We start from the raw sequence: 16,842 nt of genomic DNA on the forward strand, positions 1-16,842 counted from the left end.
GGAGAGCTCAGGCTGATAAGCATGGCTCTCTCACAGGTGTGCGGCGGCTGCGTGCTGGACTGGATGAAGGTTCCGCTTGTGGACCTTGGCGGATGGATTGAGACAGCGGAAGAAAAGCTCAGACGGGAAAAGAAATGGCAGCAAAAGTCTATGAAATAGCGTTCAGGCTGGCCGGCCAGCTTTCTCCCGCCTTCACCAGATCTTTCTGGGAAGGGGAAAAGCTCATGCGTTCCTTCGCGGAGCGCACGAAGGCATTGGATGAGCAGACTGCAGCGCTGTCCGGCATGAGCAAACTTTCCGAAGAGGTACGGAACGCCGATGTCGAGCTGAGACGGGCTCAGGCAACCTTCACCGAGCTTTCCGCAAAGCTTCAGTCCGGGCAGGCCTCGCTGACCGCTCTGGAAGAGAAGTTTCAGAAGTCCCGGTCTGCGGTGGAAACGTCCAGAAAAGCCGTAGACGCGCATAATCTTTCGCTTCAGATGGCGCGCGCGGAGTTTGACCTCTCCAGCCGTGAACTTCAGGCTGCGAGTGCCTCCACGCAGGTACTTGCGTCCAGACAGCGGCAGGCTCAGTCCGCTGTGAGCCGGTTTGAAAAAGCTCTGAAGACCGAGCAGGACGCATTGAAACGTGCCAGAGCCGAGTCGGAAGCCGTCAGTGCGCAGCTCAAGGCACGAGGCGCTTCTCTTGCGGATACGGAGGCGGCTCTGACAAAAGTGCGGGCCGAGGAAGAGCGTGCCCGCAACGCTGTGCTCTCACATACGCAAACGCTTCAGCGTGCCAGGGCAGAACTCTCCCTTGTCAACGGAGAAATCGAAGCGGCAGATGCGCCCACGCGGGACATGATCGCTCGCTACCAGCAGGCCGGAGCAAGAGTGAACCGGCTTGAGCAGGCGCTGGAGGCGGAAAGGACCGCCCTGAAAAAAAACGTCGCCGAATCAAAGGAACTGGGCGCAGCTCTTCGTGCGGCAACCAAGGAAGAAGCCGCCTTGAGGCGGAATGTCGAGGCCTCGGAAAAAGCGGTGAAAAAGGCTTCGACGGTCTTGGACAGAAAGCAGGCCTCCTTGCGGGAAAACAGGCTGGCCGCCGGTATGCTGGGCGCGTCGCTTCATGATGTGGCCAGGCGTGAGCAGGAAGTGGCCCGTGCTGCAGAACAAGCAAGAGCCGCCCAGGAACGACTCGCCAAAACGCGGAAAAGACTCGCCGCGGCCTCCAGCGCTCAGGAAAAAATGAGCGCCATGCGTTCAAGCAGTCTGGGAGCCATGGCGTCCACCGGAGCCGCTGCTGCTGGAACCATGGGGCTTCCCGTGCGGGAAGCCATGAAGCTGGAAGACTCCATGGCTGAAGTCCGCAAGGTGGTGGACTTCGAGACGCCTGACGGTCTGATCAACCTGCAGAGACAGCTTCAGGAAATGTCGCTTCGCATTCCCATGGCTGCCGATCAGCTTGCCATGATTGCTGCCGCAGCCGGACAGTCCGGCATTGCGGAAAAGGATCTGGCCACCTTCACCGAACAGGCCGCCAAAATGGGCGTTGCCTTCGATATTTCCGCCGAAGAGTCCGGCGAAATGATGGCCAAATGGCAGTCCGGCATGGGCCTGTCACTGGAAAAGACCTATGCCCTGGCCGATGCCGTCAACTTTCTTTCCAACGCCAACGCCGCCCAGGCGAAGCAGATTGGAGAAGTGCTCAAGAAATACGGACCGCTGGGTAAGCTTGCCGGTCTGACAGAGACGCATATTGCCGCCTTTGCTTCCACGGTGATTGCCAGCGGTGCTGAGGCGGAAGTCGCGGCGACCGGTATCAAGGCCTTTATGCGTGCCATGGGCAAGGGCGGCTCCATGAGCGATGTGCAGAAAGCAGCCTTCCAGAACGCCGGTCTCGACTACAGGCAGCTTCAGAAAGACCTTCAGAAAAACGCTCCTGAAACCATTCTGAAGACGCTTGAGGCCATACAGAAGAAGATCCCGAAGGAGAAGTGGAACCAGTATCTGTCCGTGATGTTCGGCGATGAAGCGGCTGTCGCTATCGGCCCCATGATGCAGAACACGGAAGCTCTTCGGAAGAACTTCGAGCGCATAGCTGATCCCGTCAGATATGCCGATTCCATGCTGAAGGAGTTTGAGGCTCGAAGTGCCACGACCTCCAACAGTTTGACGCTCATGGGTAACGCCGGGAAGTATGTCGCTACGGTTATGGGGTCTCCGCTTCTGGAGCCCATTCGGGAAATTTCTCTGGAAACCGTCAAGGCGGCAAGAGCTGCCGGGGCATGGATGGAAGCCAACAAGCCCCTGGTTTCCACCGCCATGAAGCTCGGTGCCGCGCTCACGACCGGCGTCATAGCCTTCCATGCCCTGCGTCTCGGTGTGCTTTTTGCGATATCGCCTTTGGTCTCCGTCTATAAGACATGGCAGAAAATGAAGATCGCCATGACCGCGCTCAATATCGCCATGAAGGCCAACCCCATAGGGCTGTTGATCACCGCAGTTGGAGCGGTAGCCGCCGGATTTGCGCTCGCCTATGAAAACTGTGAGGCGTTCAGGAATATGGTGGACGCTGCGATCTCTCTTGCGGTCGACAAAATTTCTGGCCTGATCGAGATGCTTGAAAAGGCCGGAAAATTTCTGGGAGACATCCTGGGCGGCGCGGATGACGCGGTAAAGGCCTATTCCGCCATGGGTAACGGAAACGGCCCGGCCTGGGCAAGCCAGGAACAGATGGAAGCCATCGAGAGCGGTGACCTGAACGCTCTGGCCGTGCCTGCCATGGCATCCGGCGGCGTTGTTACCGGCCCCACGCTTGCAGCCATCGGTGAAGGAACCGAACCGGAGGCCGTGCTGCCTCTCTCCCGGCTGTCTGCCCTGCTCCACCAGACAGGAACAGGCACGTCCTCGTATCAGATCACGTTCTCTCCCGTCATCAACATCAGCGGCGGAACGGATGCCTACGAGTCTGTGAAGCGAGGCATGAAGGAAGCGCAGACAGATTTCCGGCGTGAGTTCGACAGAATGATGCGGGACAGAGAACGCCTGTCCTATGCATAAGAGGATGGACATGAAGACGACACTGAGCCGTATGGGGGAGACCTGGGACATGGTGGCGAAGCGCGTGTATGGCGATGAGCATTTCATGAACGTGCTCATCACGGCCAACATCGACCTGCGGCATATCGTGCTCTTCCCTTACGGCGTGGAGATCGAGACACCGGATATTGATACCAGCTCCACCGCTTACGACATCAACCTGCCTCCGTGGAAAAGGAAGTAACTATGGACCCCAGAAAGACTTCCTTCATGCTGTATTTCACCGGCGAAAGAAAGGACGTGACACAGGATATCATCACGGACCTTCTGTCCCTGTCCTATACCGACAAAGAGACGGATGAAGCCGATGAACTCTCCCTCACGCTGAAAGATCCCCATGGGATATGGGCGGGCACATGGTCTCCCGACGGCGGGGAAAAGATGGAAGCGTACATCTATGCCGGGGATGTCTCTGGCAAGGAAGACTCCCGCCTGTATTGCGGGAAGTTCTTCGTGGACTCCCTGAGCACGTCCGGTTCTCCCCGCGTTCTCAATATACGCGCGGTGTCCATTCCGCTGAACAAACCCATCCGCCGCAAGCTCAAGACCCGCGCCTGGGAAAAGACTGCCTTGCAGGATATCGCCGCCGCCATAGCCAAAGAGGCGGACATGGAGCTTCTGTACGATGCCCAGGATAACCCCGTCTATGACCGGCAGGACCAGAAGCGAGAGAGCGACCTTCAGTTCCTTTCACGCCTGAGCAGGGAAATGGGCATTTCCCTGAAGGTAACGGATGAAAAAATCGTCATGTTCGATCAGGCATCCTACGAAAAAAAAGAGCCGGTCAAGGTTCTGACGTTGAAAAGTTCCCCCATCTTGTCCTGGAGCTTTGAAAGCTCGCAGTCGGAAAAGTACAAGTCCGTGACTGTGGCCTATCGTGATCCGAAGCAGAAAAAGAAGGGAACGGCTGCCGGGTACAACATGGATCTGGAAAAAGCCGGAACCAAGAGGTCATCGAATCCGGCTGTCATGACCTACACCTACACGGACCCGGACGCCAATGACCAGTGGCAGGAATACTCCCTCAAGCGTCGGGCGAAGTCCGTCTCGGACGCGGAACGTATTGCCAAAGCAAAACTCCGGGAACTCAACGCCCGGAGCGTCACTGGTTCCATATCGCTTGTCGGAGACCCCTCTCTGGTTGCCGGAGTTGTGGTAGCGGTGTCCGGTTTTGGCTCCTTCGACGGAAATTTCATCGTGCAGGAAGCCACGCACAGCGTTTCGAGCGGCGGATACACCACATCTCTTCTGCTGCGCAGGGTGAACAACAACTACTGAGGATTCTTCATGAAAGGATATCAGCCGAATCTTTCCGATCTCTTCCGCGTGGGGGAAGTCACCAGCGTGAACCCTGCCGCCATGACCGCCAGAGTCACCTTTGATGACGATGACGGCGTGACGAGCTTCGATCTGCCCATACTCCAGCGCAACACGCTGAACAATCACGACCATTGCTGTGTGGACGTGGGCGAAGACGTGCTCTGTCTTTTTTTGCCCACCGGAATCGAAGAAGGTTTTATCCTGGGAAGCTTCTATGCCGGAGAAGTTCAGCCGCCTTCGAACAGCGGCGATGTGCGCATGGTGGAATTTTCCGACGGAACGAAGCTTTCCTATGACCGCTCCTCTCATACGCTCACGGGCAACGTGAAGGGGAAGGTCGAGCTTGCCGTATCGGGCACGGTGTCCGTGCATGCGCAGGATAGCGTGGCGGTAAAAAGCTCGACGTCCATCACTTTGCAGGCGCCGGTCATCAACCTGAACGGGGCGATCAACACGGCGGCGGAAGGCGGCGGCGCCGGCACCATGACCATCAAGGGCAACATCGATCAGACGGGGTCTCAGAGAGTCTCGGGAGATATCGAGGCTGAAGGTGATGTGATGGCAGGCTCTATCTCTTTGAAGTCCCATACGCATACCTGCCCGGATGGAGGAACCAGTGGGCCGCACTGATAGGAGAAGCTCATGGGTGTCATAGGAACTTTCGGAACTCTGCCCTTCGTCTGCTCGTCGGCATTCGTGCTCACTTTCGACGGCCTCAGTCGTGAACTCTCCGTCCGATGGGCACAACATGATGTCATCGGCGCCAAGCCTGTCATGGAGTACATCGGACCGGATCTGGCTTCCATCTCCATGACCATACGCTTTGATTCCACCCTTGGACTGGCGCCGCTTCTGGGCCTCAAAAAGCTCAAGGGGATGCTGGAAGACGGCACTGCCCGTGCGCTCATTATCGGCGGAGAATATTTCGGGCGTTTCATCATGGAAAGCGTGAGTGAAGAGAGGCGCCACCATACCGGCTTCGGCGTGTGCCAGGTGGCAGAGGCTAAAATCAGCTTGAAGGAATGCGGAGGAACTTCGCTATGGCACGAATTGCAGTCACTGCTTTGAGCGAGGTGAATTTCGCGCCGGCGTCCGAAAGAGACGAAGTGGTGCAGAACGTGCGCACCATTCTGGCCACGCGCGTGGGAACCGTGCCGCTGGACAGGGCCTTTGGCTTGAGCTGGGAACACCTTGATAAACCGCTTCCCGTGGCCCGCTCACTCATGAGGGCGGAAGTCATTGAGGCCATAGCGCGGTATGAGCCAAGGGCAAACATCGAGGCTGTGGAATTTGAGGAGACGGCATCGGAAGCCATGGAGGGCATCGGCCGTCTGCGGGTAATGTTGAACATGGGAGAAGAAGATGAGTGAAACTCTTCCCCGCTGGAGTCTGCCGGAGGTCAGTTTCATGGAGACTGACCCTTCCGCCATAGAGTCCGGCCTTGTGGCAGGATACGAAGAGGCCAGCGGAAGAACACTGGCCGACGGCGATCCCGTAAGACTGTTTCTGCTCTCTGTCGCGGCGGCCATCATCCAGCTCAGGAATGCGGTGAACGTGGCCGCACAGCAGAATCTGCTTTCCTACGCGACAGGCAAGTATCTCGATGAACTCGGGCGGTATCTGGCTGTGACGCGCCTTCCGGCAAGCGGGGCAAAGACCACGTTTCGCTTCACGCTCTCGGAAGAGCTGGCAGAAGCCTATGCCATTCCTGCAGGGTTCGAGGTAACCAACGGAGCGATAACTTTCGCCACGGATGCGGAAGCAGTCATCAGCCCCGGCGAGCTTTTTGTGGATGCCGTCGCCACCTGTACCACGCCGGGAGAAGCAGGAAACGGGTATCTGGAAGGACAGATAGCGACTATCGTATCTCCAAGGCCCTATCTGGCTTCAGCGGTCAATTTGACCGAAACCTCGGGCGGTGCCGAGGCCGAGGAAGACGCGGCGTTTGCGGAACGTATTCGTCTGGCCCCCAACAGTTTTTCCGTGGCCGGGCCGTCGAAGGCTTACATTTTCCATACCTACAGCGTGAGTTCCGCCATCATCGACGTGGCGGTCACGTCGCCCACGCCAGGCGTGGTCAACGTCTATCCGCTGCTGGACGGCGGAGAACTGCCCGGAGAAGAACTCCTGGGCGATGTGGAAGCCTATCTTTCCTCTGAAGATATCAGACCGCTTACCGATGAAGTTCACACTCTGGCCCCCACGGCAAAAAACTACGCCATAAAGGTGGACTACTGGATCTTCAGCGAAGATCAGAGCCGTGCCGAACAGATAAAGACAGACGTTGAAGCGGCGGTCGAGAATTACCGTCTCTGGCAACAGGGAAGAATCGGGCGTGACATTCTGCCCGATCAGCTTATCCGCGGCGTCATCGCTGCCGGCGCGGCAAGAGTGGATTCGTCCACGCTTTCCCCGGCGAGCTTTATCGAGCTGGAAGAAGATGAAGTAGCCCAGTGCACCGGCGTCACCGTCAACTTCAAGGGGTACAAGGCCCTATGAAGAAGCTGGATGATATCAGACTCGCCGATGTCCTGCCTGACAGCATCGCAAAGGATGCGCAGGTTTCGGCTGCGGCGGCGGCCATTGACCCGTACCTTGAGGCTGTGGCTTCCGGCAGAGAGATGCCGGCCATATATGCAAGCCTCTCTCGTCTCACAGCAAAACAGCTCGACCACATCGCGAAGCAGTGGGATGTAAGCGTATGGCGCGAAACGTGGACGGATGATGTGAAAAGATCCGTGCTTTCCACGGCCATCATCGACAAGCGCAAAAAAGGAACCGTCTCTGCCGTCAAAGGAGCCCTTGCGTCCATCTCGTCCATAGCCACGATACGCGAGTGGTGGCAGGAAGAACCGAAAGGCACGCCTCACACGTTTACTGTTTACGCCACACTTTCCGGCATAGACGGGGTGCTCGACACTGAAACTCAGGAAGATTTGTTCGCACTCATTGATGACAATAAGCCCGTGCGCTCGCACTACGAGTTCGTTCTGCAGCATACGGGACGCGGACAGATAGGAATGGTGGGCGCCGCCCGTCCTCTGGTTTTTGCAAAGCTGTATAACAACTAGGAGAAATTATGCCTTCTGTGCCTCTTATTGTTACCGATGCCGGTATTGCGGAAGTCATCAATGCCGAAGCCTCTGGTACCGCCCCGGTCAAGCTCACGGAGGTTGGCCTTGGCTCCGGCCAGTACACTGCCGCCACGGGCCAGACTGCGCTGGTAAATGAAGTCAAACGTCTGGATACTATCTCTGGAGGAGGTATCGGCGATAATATCATTCATGTTTCTGTCACCGATGAAAGCAGCGACACCTATACGGTGCATGAAATCGGAGTATTTACGGAAAGCGGCACTCTTTTTGCCGTTTATGCTCAGTCGCAGCCCATCATCCAGAAGGCTTCGGCTTCCTGGATGATGCTCTCTCTGGATATCGCTCTTGTGGGCATACCCGAAGCCTCAGTGACTTTCGGCGATACGAATTTTGTTCTCCCGTCTGCGACGACGGAAACTCAGGGCATCGTGGAACTGGCAACCGATGTGGAAGTACAGACAGGGACGGATACGTCCAGGGCCGTGACTCCCAAGGGCCTTGCTTCCAGAACTGCCACGGAATCCAGATCCGGAATAGCGGAAATCTCTACACAGACAGAGGTCGAAGCAGGGACGGACGACTCGCGCATCGTCTCCCCCAAAAAGCTCAAGGCACTTCTTGATGGCAGGACCGCGACGGAAGACAAAACCGGTCTTGTTGAACTTGCCACCAATGAGGAAGTCCAGACGGGTACAGACACAGGCAAAGCAGTAACCCCCGCAGGTCTTGCTTCCAGAACCGCCACGGAGACGCGTACAGGCCTTGTCGAGCTGGCCACGACTGCCGAAGTGCAGGCGGGTACGGATACATCCAGGGCTGTGACTCCCAAGGGGCTTGCCTCCAGGACCGCCACGGAATCCAGATCCGGAATAGCGGAAATAGCCACGCAGACGGAAGTCGATGCCGGAACGGACGACTCGCGCATCGTTTCCCCCAAAAAGCTCAAGGCCGCCTTTGACGGCAGGAGTGCCACGGAAACTCCGAAGGTCTCCGGAACCGGTGCCGTCGGTTCTTCAACGAAATATGCTCGCGAGGATCATGTGCATCCTGCCCAGGCCTCTGTGACGGGTTCCTCCGGTTCCTGCACTGGCAATGCCGCCACCGCTACCGAACTGAAGAACGCCAGAACCATTGACGGGGTATCCTTCGATGGGTCTGCGGCTATCACGCACTACGGGACGTGCTCCACAGATGCCGATACCGCAGCAAAGGTCGTCGCTCTGAGCGGATTCGCTCTTGTGACCGGCGCGCGCATCACCGTGCGCTTTACCGTCACAAACACGGCGGCCAGCCCCACGCTCAACGTGAACTCTACCGGGGCCAAGGCCATTCGCTACAGAAATTCGGCCATCTCCGCAGGATACCTTGAGGCCAATAGAACCTACGACTTCGCTTACGACGGCTCTTGCTGGCAGCTCGTGGGGGATATCAATACAGATACGAAATACACGGCGGCAACAGCAACACCGAAGGTCGCCGGAACAGGTGCTGTCGGCTCTTCAACGAGATATGCCAGAGAGGATCATGTACATCCTGCCCAGGCCTCTGTGACTGGCTCCTCCGGTTCCTGCACTGGCAATGCCGCCACCGCTACCGAACTGAAGAACGCCAGAACCATTGACGGTATATCCTTCGATGGGTCTGCGGCTATCACGCACTACGGGACGTGTTCCACGGCTGCGTCTACCGCAGCAAAAGTTGTCGCTCTGAGCGGATTCGCTCTTGTGACCGGTGCACGCATCACCGTGCGCTTTACCGTGACAAATACCGCTTCCAACCCCACACTCAATGTGAACTCTACCGGGGCCAAGGCTATTCGCTACAGAAATTCGGCCATTTCTGCAGGATATCTTGCCGCCAACAGAACCTACGAATTCGTTTACGACGGCTCTTACTGGCAGCTCGTAGGGGATATTGATACCGACTCAAAACTGTCCATCGCAACGCAGGTCGAAGCCGAAGCCGGTACGAACAATACCAAGGCGATGTCACCGCTGCGGGTAAAACAGGCGATTGACATTTTTGCTATGCCTGTCGGCTCTATCTACGTCCAATTCTCTGGGCAAAGTACGCCCTCAGACCTTTTCGGCGGAACATGGAGCAACATCTCGTCAAATTATGCCGGACGATTCTTCCGTGCGGAAGGTGGAAACGCGGCAGCATTCGGAAGCAGTCAGGATGGCGGATTGCCAAATATCGTCGGCGAACTAGGCATCGGCGCGTCTAGCGGTTCTTTTTATCCTCTGATTGCAGATACTCCAGGGGGAGCCTTAGGTTATATGCAAGCGGATGGAACAGTTTCACTCCCATCGACATCCACAAGAACAGGACATTATGGGGGCGGTATGCGATTAGATGCCGGAGCATATAACGGAATTTATGGATCAGCCCAAGAAGTACGTCCCATAAACTCGACCATACGAATCTGGAAGCGCACTGCATAAGGGGGGTGAGATCATGGAATACATCATTGTTGATGAAAAAACGGGACGCATTGTTGACCACCTGTGCGGCGAAGAGAAGCCGGAAGATGCCATAGAAGTTCCCGCAGGCTTCCCCGGCTTCATCGGAATGCTGTTTGCAGCCCTGAAAAATGACCTTTCCGGTGTCAAACCGATATCTCAGCAGGTAGCCGAAGGCCTGTTGACCATCCCGGAGGGCTTCAAGGTCAACGCGACAGATGACGAACTTGTCCGCATGGCACAGGAGGAGATCGACGAGGCTTTTCCTCCGGAAGTATGGGCCGTGCCCGGAACCTTCTCAGAGATCATGGTTCAAAAGACCTTCGACCGCTTCGGGAACTTCGGCTGCTTTCCGCCTGAGGACGCCGTGAAAATGCAGGAGCCGCAGCCCACGGAGTACCACAGAGCGGAGTCCGACGGGACATGGACGCCCGACCCTGATCGGGCAAAGACTGCAAAGCTTTCGGAGATCAAAGCGACCTATGACGCCGCCACTTCCGCGCTTGTGTCCACCTATCCGCAGACGGAGCTGCTCACCTTCGACAAGCAGGAACAGGAGGCCCGGGCATGGACGGAGGACAGCGCTGCTGAGACTCCCCTTGTGGACATGCTGGCCGCCGGCAGGCAGATGGACAAGGCGGAACTGGTGCGCCGGATCATCGCCAAGGCAGACGCCTTTGCGCTGGCCACTGGATACCTGACCGGGCAGCGCCAGAGATACGAAGACCTGCTGGACGAGGCCAAAACGCTTGAGGAAGTCGAGGCCATTGTACCCGAGTACGTCATGCCGGAGGGGCTGACGATAGAGGGGAGCTGACGGTATGGCATACGGCAAAAATGTGCTTATCGCGGTAGATCAACTTGCAAACGCATTGCTTGCGGGCTGGCCGGATGAAACGCTCTCCTCACGGGCATGGCGATGGGAACAGCACGGGGTGCGCTCCTGGCTACGTCGATATATTGACCACCTGTTTTTCTGGGAAGAGCAGCACTGTTATCAGTCATACCTGTCTGAACGCGAAGGCAGACAGCTCCCGCCGGAATTGAGGTAGGTTGTCTGCAAAGGAGAAGATATGAAGACCATTGTGGGAGAAGGTATCCACTTCGAGCGTATCCGACGGATTACCGGATACCTCGTCGGAGGTCTGGAACGCTTCAACGACGCAAAAAGAGCGGAAGAAAGAGATCGTCTGAAGCACGTCCATGTAAAAAATATTGTTTATAAAGAGAAATATTGTTCATAGCTAAAAAATTATTCAAGATGGATATAGCATTATATATCCATCTTTTTTTATAACAATCAAAAATAGAAACAAAAGACTTGCAACCTTTTGCCACAAGAGCGAACACACAAGCACATCAAGCAGCTAAAACAATAAAAAACAAGAGGTTGAAGGTATGAATCGCTCTTTTGGCATTGAACTCGAAATCGCCGGTATCTCCACGCAACACGCCCTTGCCGCGCTCCAGGCCGTCGGCGTTACCGTCCGTCAGGAAGGCTACAACCACACGACCCGCACTCATTGGAAGCTGGTCAGTGATTCCAGCGTGCAGGGCGGCTTTGAAGTGGTCAGTCCTGTCCTGCATGGCGAAGACGGCATTGCCGAAGCCATGACCGTGGCCGAAGCGCTTTCCGATGCCGGAGCCACCGTCAACCGCACCTGTGGTTTTCATGTCCACTTCGATGCTTCCGATCTGTCTGTCGCCGACGTCAAGACCATCCTTCGCCGCTATGCCGACCACGAAGCGGAAATTGACGCCATCATGCCGCCGAGCCGCCGCGGCGGTGCCAACACCTTCTGCAACACTCTGGCCCGCATTTCTTTCCCCCGCATGATGCAGGCCGAATCCATCTCCGAGATGGCAGTCATCATGGGCAGCCGCTACTACAAGGTCAATCTGGAAGCGTTCCGCCGCCACGGCACCATCGAGTTCCGCCAGCATTCCGGCACCGTGAATGCCCGCAAAATCGCCAACTGGGTACGCTTCCTCGGTCAGTTCATTGACGCCTGCAAGGCCATGAACACCGCGCCTGTGGCTTCTGCTCCGGTCATTGATCACCCTGCTCTGCGCGGCGTTCAAGCCAGACTGGCAGCAATGTTTACCGCCCAGGGAGTTGTCTCCCTGGCTTCCATATGCGATGCTTTCGGATGGCTGCCCCATACTGCACGGGCTGCCATCACCCGCCTGCGCCGTACCGGAATGCAGATTGAACCCATCCGCGGTCAGGCTGCCTACCGCCTCACGGGAGGCATGATGCAGGAAGCCGCTCCGGCTCAGGAAAGCCTCTGGAACGGCATCAGCGAAAGCGTGGTGAGATTCTACCGCAACCGGGCCGCCGTGTTGGCGACTCTGTAGGAGGGGCATGAAATTCCGAACCCAAGATGGTGAAGTGCTGGAGGCCGAAAGCCTCCGGCAGCTCGCCGAAATTCTCTGGCAGACGAAATTTATTCCTGAACCAACACTTGAAGACTGGATGCGCGGCTCGGCCAAACGGGCCGCCATGTGGGACGGCAGCGTCATCCGCACCTGCTCCCCCGAAGCCCATGTGGAAGACCTCATTGCCGCAGGATTCTTGACGCGGATTGAGTAAAAGAAAAGCCCGGTCAAATGGCCGGGCTTCTTTCTAGTAACTTATTCTTCTTTTATTTTATTCCACCTGTAGATGCATTCACCACACAGGCCTTCAAAAGAATCTAATTCGCTATATGGAATGGGAGCTTCACACCTTTCACATCTTTTTGTAGCTAATGGTATAACATATTTTTGAAATACATTTTTTTGCCTTTCAGATAAAGATTCCCATCCTTTATCAATAACTTGTTTAGATATACCTTCTGCAGGACCACTGAGCTCTTCATTCTCTAGTACATATCGAGCAGCGTACTCCATATCTTTTTCATACTCAAACTGAGAAATATCCATATCCACCCCCTGAAAAGTAATCTATATGTGTAAAATAATCACCAATATGTTATGGGTCAAGTATCCATTAAAAAATTTATGAAAATAAAAAAAGCCCGGTGTTTGGCCGGGCTTTTCTTTTACTCAATTGTCACACTATTTAATTCATGCAAACCATTTTTTATTTTATAGTACATAGTTATTATATCATCATCCTTATATCTATCATGTTTCCACTGTTTAAATTCATCTATTACTTCTTTTTTAGAAATTTTATTACTAGAGTTAGAAATAACATCCATACAATATAGTACTGTCCCAAAACACTCGAGATTTTTAAAACTGAAATCAGCATCTAATATCTTATCAAATAATATATATTTATTATTTATATTCTTTTCAAGCTCATTATTTTTAGGATAATTATTCAAATCTAATATTTGAATATTTTTTCCATCATCTTTTATTTCATCCCAAAAAATCATACTACCAATAGTACTTGCAAGATTAAAAGAATATGGTCCATATGTATATGGCTCAAAACGGAAACCAGGAATCCCCTGCATGGTTAAAAAATAAATAAATTTATGTAAAAAAATCTTTGTGGTATGAATCTTATGGCTATCAAGAACTCTTAATATATCAGCTACTAACTGTTTTTGCTGATCATCCATAGTCTACTCCTTTTCGCCGCAACTTAATTCATCCGATATGAAGTTCCTCATGGCGTCATACTGTTCTGGGACAACATAAAGTCTGAAAATAAAATGAGGCTCTTCCTTAAGTCGTCCAAATATCCAAGAACGCTCCCGGATATCAGCAAACTCAAGAATTCCGCTTTCTGGGTTGGGAGAGTATAACCGAATCGTACCTTCTGGCAACTCCTGATTTTCTCCTTCCACCCCCTCTCCGGCGAAAGGAGAAATGACCTTCTTCAGCATTTCAACTTTTTGTTCTTGGAGAAAGTAGTCTTTATCCTTAATAAATCTTCCGTCCCTCTCCAAAGATCTAACCACTTTTTTGAAAAATTTTCCTCCATGGGCAATATTATTTGTATCAATAATAGGTTTTAAATGTTTTTTTCTCATCAAAAATTCAGACCAAAACTCACCTTGGACAAATTTATTTTTTATTTGCTCAAAAATAGTCCCATCATCTGTTATCTCAAACTTACTAAAGTTAATATCTTCTATTTTATTCTCATCGATTTTAAACATATCTGTTACATCAATATTAGTTTCAACAAACTTTTTTAATACAATATCATATCCACTTCTTGTTCTATGATATGGAACTTGAAGATTATAATGATATCTAGCTATAAGTAAAGATTCCGCAACTGGAAGATTTTTTTCATCCACAAAAAGCGTTAATGTCCCATTATCATCTTCTTTTGCTGCAAAAATACTAAGGAAACGTAAAAAATCATATTTGCCATATTGTGTACCAGAAAAATAAGAATCTCTTAATAAATAATCTGCTCTATCAGCATCAAGCTGACCAGAAATAATTTCATGAAGTAACTGATGCTTTCTTTTGGGTTTTTTAGTTAAAAGAGATGCTACATCTGCACAATCAACGCCATCACTTTTTATGATATTAGATATATCTGGATGATTTTTAATAATAAATATTCCAACATCTTCATGAGTAAGACTTTTTAACCAATGTTTTTCAACCGCATGGGAAAATGGAAGATGTCCTACGTCATGTAGTAATGCAGCAAATCTTAAAGTTTTTATCATTTTTTCATTTGGATTAAATGATATTTCACTTAGTTTATTATTAATAATACCTTCATATACAAGGGTAGCACAATGCATTACACCTAGAGAGTGTACAAATCTTGAATGCTCTGTAGAAGGATAAACATACTTTGTTAGAGCAAGCTGTCCAACCCTTCTAAGTCTTTGAAAAATTGGTGTATCTATTATTTTTAGTTCAGCATCTGTTACCGGTATAAAGCCATAAATAGGGTCACGAAATCGTGCTGCCGTAGCATTAATCTCTGATATGAAATTCCTACTCATGCGATATCCTTTGAGAAGGTTAAATCTCTATAATCCATTTGATCTATGTCCTTCTCATGACACCTTACTCATTTTTTGACAAGTATCCCTTCACTATTTTAACGATATTTCTCCTCTTTTTTTAATTTTCATACTATTTTAGGTAATTATATAGTAATCATATTAATCAATTTGCATTATATGAATCCTACTAATCCTCAATTTTGTCTCCCCTCGATTAACAGTCTTTCTGAAATGCTACGATCTTCCTAAGCTGAAAGACATGGCCCGGCGCTCCAACTTTCTGACAAACGCCGCCTATGCTACTGGCTTCGAGGACTACCGGAAAACATGTTCCGCATATTGAAAATGTCCGCAATCGGATTACGCCTATATCCGAGAGAGGAAATCATATGCTTGACCCTTATCTGCATAACATCCTGGCAGTCCGCGGCGAAGCTCATTCCCCCGAAGAGGAAGCCACGCTCATCCTGAACGGGTTCGGCGTGCTCCATCTGGTGCAGCAAAACTGACAGAAAAAGAAAAGGCCCTTGCCAAAAGCAAGGGCCCCCAATTTTGACTCATGATAAACTCATGCTGTCATGGTAAGCACTTCATGGATGACTATCGATCTTCACGGGTTTGCTTGGTGATTCGATACACATAAACCCATCTTGGGGCATCGCCTCCACCTGTTCCGCCTTGAAAATCATATCTATCCAGTAAGTACTTTTCGATTTCTCGTGCCTCATCTTCACTATCAGCAACATAATATCGATAAGCACTCTTATCTCCAATATTTACTTGATGCGCAATAAGTCTTTGTTTTACATCAGTTGCAATACCCACATAGTAATTATTGAAGTAATCATCATCTACAAAATTTAACACATTGGTAATTACACTACTTTTCCTCATAGGATATCCTTTGGGCCCAGTTATTTTATCCCTCTCGCTGCCCAAGCTTTTTTGAGGGTAATTTTAAAACAATACCGAATGAAACGTTGTCAATCTCCCCCCTCTTGACATTCCCCGCAAAATTTAATTCACTGATTGCACGGAGCCTCGAAACCTCCTTCACCCGGCCAAAGTCACCCCGGCAAGTGTGGCTGTTTTTGTACCCTGCGCCTGAAAAGCAGAGGTATATCTATCGGCTATTTAAGGCCGGGAGTAGGCTAATAGAATACCCTTCGGGGGAATAGGCCTGGGCGTTGTGAAGCGTTTTCGAGCTCCCGGCCTTTTGTCATATCCGGCAGAAGGCCCATCGAAAAACTTCACGAGGTGCCTTATGTCCCAGCTTTCCGACCTTCGCATCGGCAAGTCGTTCCCCCAGTTTCTGGACCAGCTGGAAACCATTGAAACCAAAGTCCGTCTTTCTGCGGAGCTCATGGACATCGTCAACGAAGGCGGTCTGGCCAACATTGACGGCGTCTGCCTCATGATGGCCGAAGCTTCCGATTCTCTTTCTTCCATCGTGGACAACCTGAAGGCCATGCACGACAAGCTTCTTCAGGATGCCCGCATGGGCGGCACCTGGGTCATTACGCTCTGCCCTGCCCGCTCGGACGACGCTCCCGCCGCTTCTGATCTGGAGGTGGCCCATGCGTAACCTTCCCGCCTACGATCCGTATCTGGACACCATTCTCTGCATCCGCTCCGCCCATCACAGCCCAGACGAAGAAGCCGCCCTCATCCAGAACGTGTTTGACGCACTCCACCTGGTGCAGCACCGCCGCCCGAAAAAGGAAAGAGACTTGCCCGGCCTGCCGGAAATGCGCCGGCTCCAGCCTGAGTTCATTCCCGCATTGCTGCCCTTCCAGTCCCGCGTCCCGGAGGCCTGCCATGCGTAACGAAGTCTCTCCCGTCGGCCCGCTGGCCGGGGAAGTGGTCAACGAGCTGCTCACGCCCATGATGGCCTATGCCGAACTTCTCAAGGACTCCGGCCGCAAGGCGGAAAGCAAAATGGTCTGGG

General features: G+C 52.5%; 21 protein-coding genes. 17 read left to right on the top strand and 4 right to left on the bottom strand.

Going from position 1 to position 16,842, the window contains the following annotated elements; genetic code table 11:
• Positions 1–21 precede the first annotated feature (21 nt).
• The 15 genes from Q0J81_RS04715 (at position 22) to Q0J81_RS04785 (ending at position 12,550) form a co-directional block, all read left to right on the top strand.
• Entirely contained in the window at positions 22–159 is a 138-nt protein-coding gene (locus Q0J81_RS04715; protein WP_294446288.1) for a hypothetical protein, read from the top strand.
• Positions 135–3,041, top strand: a complete 2,907-nt coding sequence (locus Q0J81_RS04720) for a phage tail tape measure protein (protein WP_294446290.1) — start codon at positions 135–137, stop codon at positions 3,039–3,041. The genes Q0J81_RS04715 and Q0J81_RS04720 overlap by 25 nt, the downstream gene beginning before the upstream one ends.
• A gap of 10 nt (positions 3,042–3,051) precedes the next feature.
• Positions 3,052–3,264, top strand: coding sequence for a tail protein X (locus Q0J81_RS04725; protein WP_294446291.1), 213 nt, complete (start codon positions 3,052–3,054; stop codon positions 3,262–3,264).
• A gap of 2 nt (positions 3,265–3,266) precedes the next feature.
• Complete coding sequence (locus Q0J81_RS04730; RefSeq protein WP_294446292.1) at positions 3,267–4,358, top strand: phage late control D family protein; 1,092 nt, start codon at positions 3,267–3,269, stop codon at positions 4,356–4,358.
• Between the two features lie 9 nt (positions 4,359–4,367).
• Positions 4,368–5,030 carry a phage baseplate assembly protein V gene (locus Q0J81_RS04735; RefSeq protein ID WP_294446293.1) on the top strand — a complete coding sequence of 221 codons (663 nt, stop codon included), beginning with the start codon at positions 4,368–4,370 and terminating at the stop codon, positions 5,028–5,030.
• Positions 5,031–5,042: 12 nt separating this feature from the next.
• Positions 5,043–5,468, top strand: coding sequence for a phage tail protein (locus Q0J81_RS04740; RefSeq protein ID WP_294446295.1), 426 nt, complete (start codon positions 5,043–5,045; stop codon positions 5,466–5,468).
• A complete protein-coding gene (locus Q0J81_RS04745; protein WP_294446296.1) occupies positions 5,441–5,770 on the top strand; it encodes a GPW/gp25 family protein in 330 nt (109 codons plus the stop codon). The genes Q0J81_RS04740 and Q0J81_RS04745 overlap by 28 nt, the downstream gene beginning before the upstream one ends.
• A complete protein-coding gene (locus tag Q0J81_RS04750) occupies positions 5,763–6,899 on the top strand; it encodes a baseplate J/gp47 family protein (protein WP_294446297.1) in 1,137 nt (378 codons plus the stop codon). Before Q0J81_RS04745 ends, Q0J81_RS04750 begins: the two co-directional genes overlap by 8 nt.
• Positions 6,896–7,471 (top strand): phage tail protein I, encoded by a 576-nt coding sequence (locus Q0J81_RS04755; RefSeq protein WP_294446299.1) that lies wholly within the window; start codon positions 6,896–6,898, stop codon positions 7,469–7,471. Before Q0J81_RS04750 ends, Q0J81_RS04755 begins: the two co-directional genes overlap by 4 nt.
• Before the next feature lie 8 nt (positions 7,472–7,479).
• A complete protein-coding gene (locus tag Q0J81_RS04760; RefSeq protein WP_294446302.1) occupies positions 7,480–9,939 on the top strand; it encodes a phage tail protein in 2,460 nt (819 codons plus the stop codon).
• 13 nt (positions 9,940–9,952) lie between these two features.
• A complete protein-coding gene (locus tag Q0J81_RS04765; RefSeq protein WP_294446303.1) occupies positions 9,953–10,774 on the top strand; it encodes a hypothetical protein in 822 nt (273 codons plus the stop codon).
• Positions 10,775–10,778: 4 nt separating this feature from the next.
• Positions 10,779–11,009, top strand: coding sequence for a pseudouridine synthase (locus tag Q0J81_RS04770; RefSeq protein ID WP_294446304.1), 231 nt, complete (start codon positions 10,779–10,781; stop codon positions 11,007–11,009).
• 21 nt (positions 11,010–11,030) lie between these two features.
• Positions 11,031–11,201 (top strand): anaerobic ribonucleoside-triphosphate reductase, encoded by a 171-nt coding sequence (gene nrdD, locus Q0J81_RS04775; RefSeq protein WP_294446305.1) that lies wholly within the window; start codon positions 11,031–11,033, stop codon positions 11,199–11,201.
• A 154-nt stretch (positions 11,202–11,355) separates the two neighbouring features.
• Positions 11,356–12,315 (top strand): amidoligase family protein, encoded by a 960-nt coding sequence (locus Q0J81_RS04780; RefSeq protein WP_294446306.1) that lies wholly within the window; start codon positions 11,356–11,358, stop codon positions 12,313–12,315.
• A gap of 7 nt (positions 12,316–12,322) precedes the next feature.
• Positions 12,323–12,550, top strand: coding sequence for a hypothetical protein (locus Q0J81_RS04785; protein ID WP_294446307.1), 228 nt, complete (start codon positions 12,323–12,325; stop codon positions 12,548–12,550).
• A 41-nt stretch (positions 12,551–12,591) separates the two neighbouring features.
• Here Q0J81_RS04785 and Q0J81_RS04790 read toward each other — a convergent pair whose 3' ends face one another.
• The 4 genes from Q0J81_RS04790 to Q0J81_RS04805 all read right to left on the bottom strand — a co-directional run bounded on the left by Q0J81_RS04790 (position 12,592) and on the right by Q0J81_RS04805 (position 15,788).
• Positions 12,592–12,882, bottom strand: coding sequence for a hypothetical protein (locus tag Q0J81_RS04790; protein WP_294446308.1), 291 nt, complete (start codon positions 12,880–12,882; stop codon positions 12,592–12,594).
• Positions 12,883–13,001: 119 nt separating this feature from the next.
• Positions 13,002–13,535 carry a hypothetical protein gene (locus tag Q0J81_RS04795; protein WP_294446311.1) on the bottom strand — a complete coding sequence of 178 codons (534 nt, stop codon included), beginning with the start codon at positions 13,533–13,535 and terminating at the stop codon, positions 13,002–13,004.
• 3 nt (positions 13,536–13,538) lie between these two features.
• On the bottom strand, positions 13,539–14,891 hold the full coding sequence (locus Q0J81_RS04800) for an HD domain-containing protein (protein WP_294446312.1): 1,353 nt from the start codon (positions 14,889–14,891) through the stop codon (positions 13,539–13,541).
• Between the two features lie 603 nt (positions 14,892–15,494).
• Positions 15,495–15,788 carry a hypothetical protein gene (locus tag Q0J81_RS04805; RefSeq protein ID WP_294446314.1) on the bottom strand — a complete coding sequence of 98 codons (294 nt, stop codon included), beginning with the start codon at positions 15,786–15,788 and terminating at the stop codon, positions 15,495–15,497.
• Positions 15,789–16,158: 370 nt separating this feature from the next.
• Here Q0J81_RS04805 and Q0J81_RS04810 point away from each other — a divergent pair, with 370 nt between their 5' ends.
• Both Q0J81_RS04810 and Q0J81_RS04815 read left to right on the top strand, forming a co-directional pair.
• Positions 16,159–16,479 (top strand): hypothetical protein, encoded by a 321-nt coding sequence (locus Q0J81_RS04810; protein WP_294446315.1) that lies wholly within the window; start codon positions 16,159–16,161, stop codon positions 16,477–16,479.
• The gene (locus tag Q0J81_RS04815) at positions 16,472–16,720 is read left to right on the top strand and encodes a hypothetical protein (protein WP_294446317.1); all 249 of its coding nucleotides are present in this window, start codon (positions 16,472–16,474) and stop codon (positions 16,718–16,720) included. Before Q0J81_RS04810 ends, Q0J81_RS04815 begins: the two co-directional genes overlap by 8 nt.
• Positions 16,721–16,842: the final 122 nt, after the last annotated feature.

Origin of the sequence: uncultured Mailhella sp., from assembly GCF_944324575.1 — a bacterium.
Lineage (GTDB): Bacteria > Desulfobacterota > Desulfovibrionia > Desulfovibrionales > Desulfovibrionaceae > Mailhella.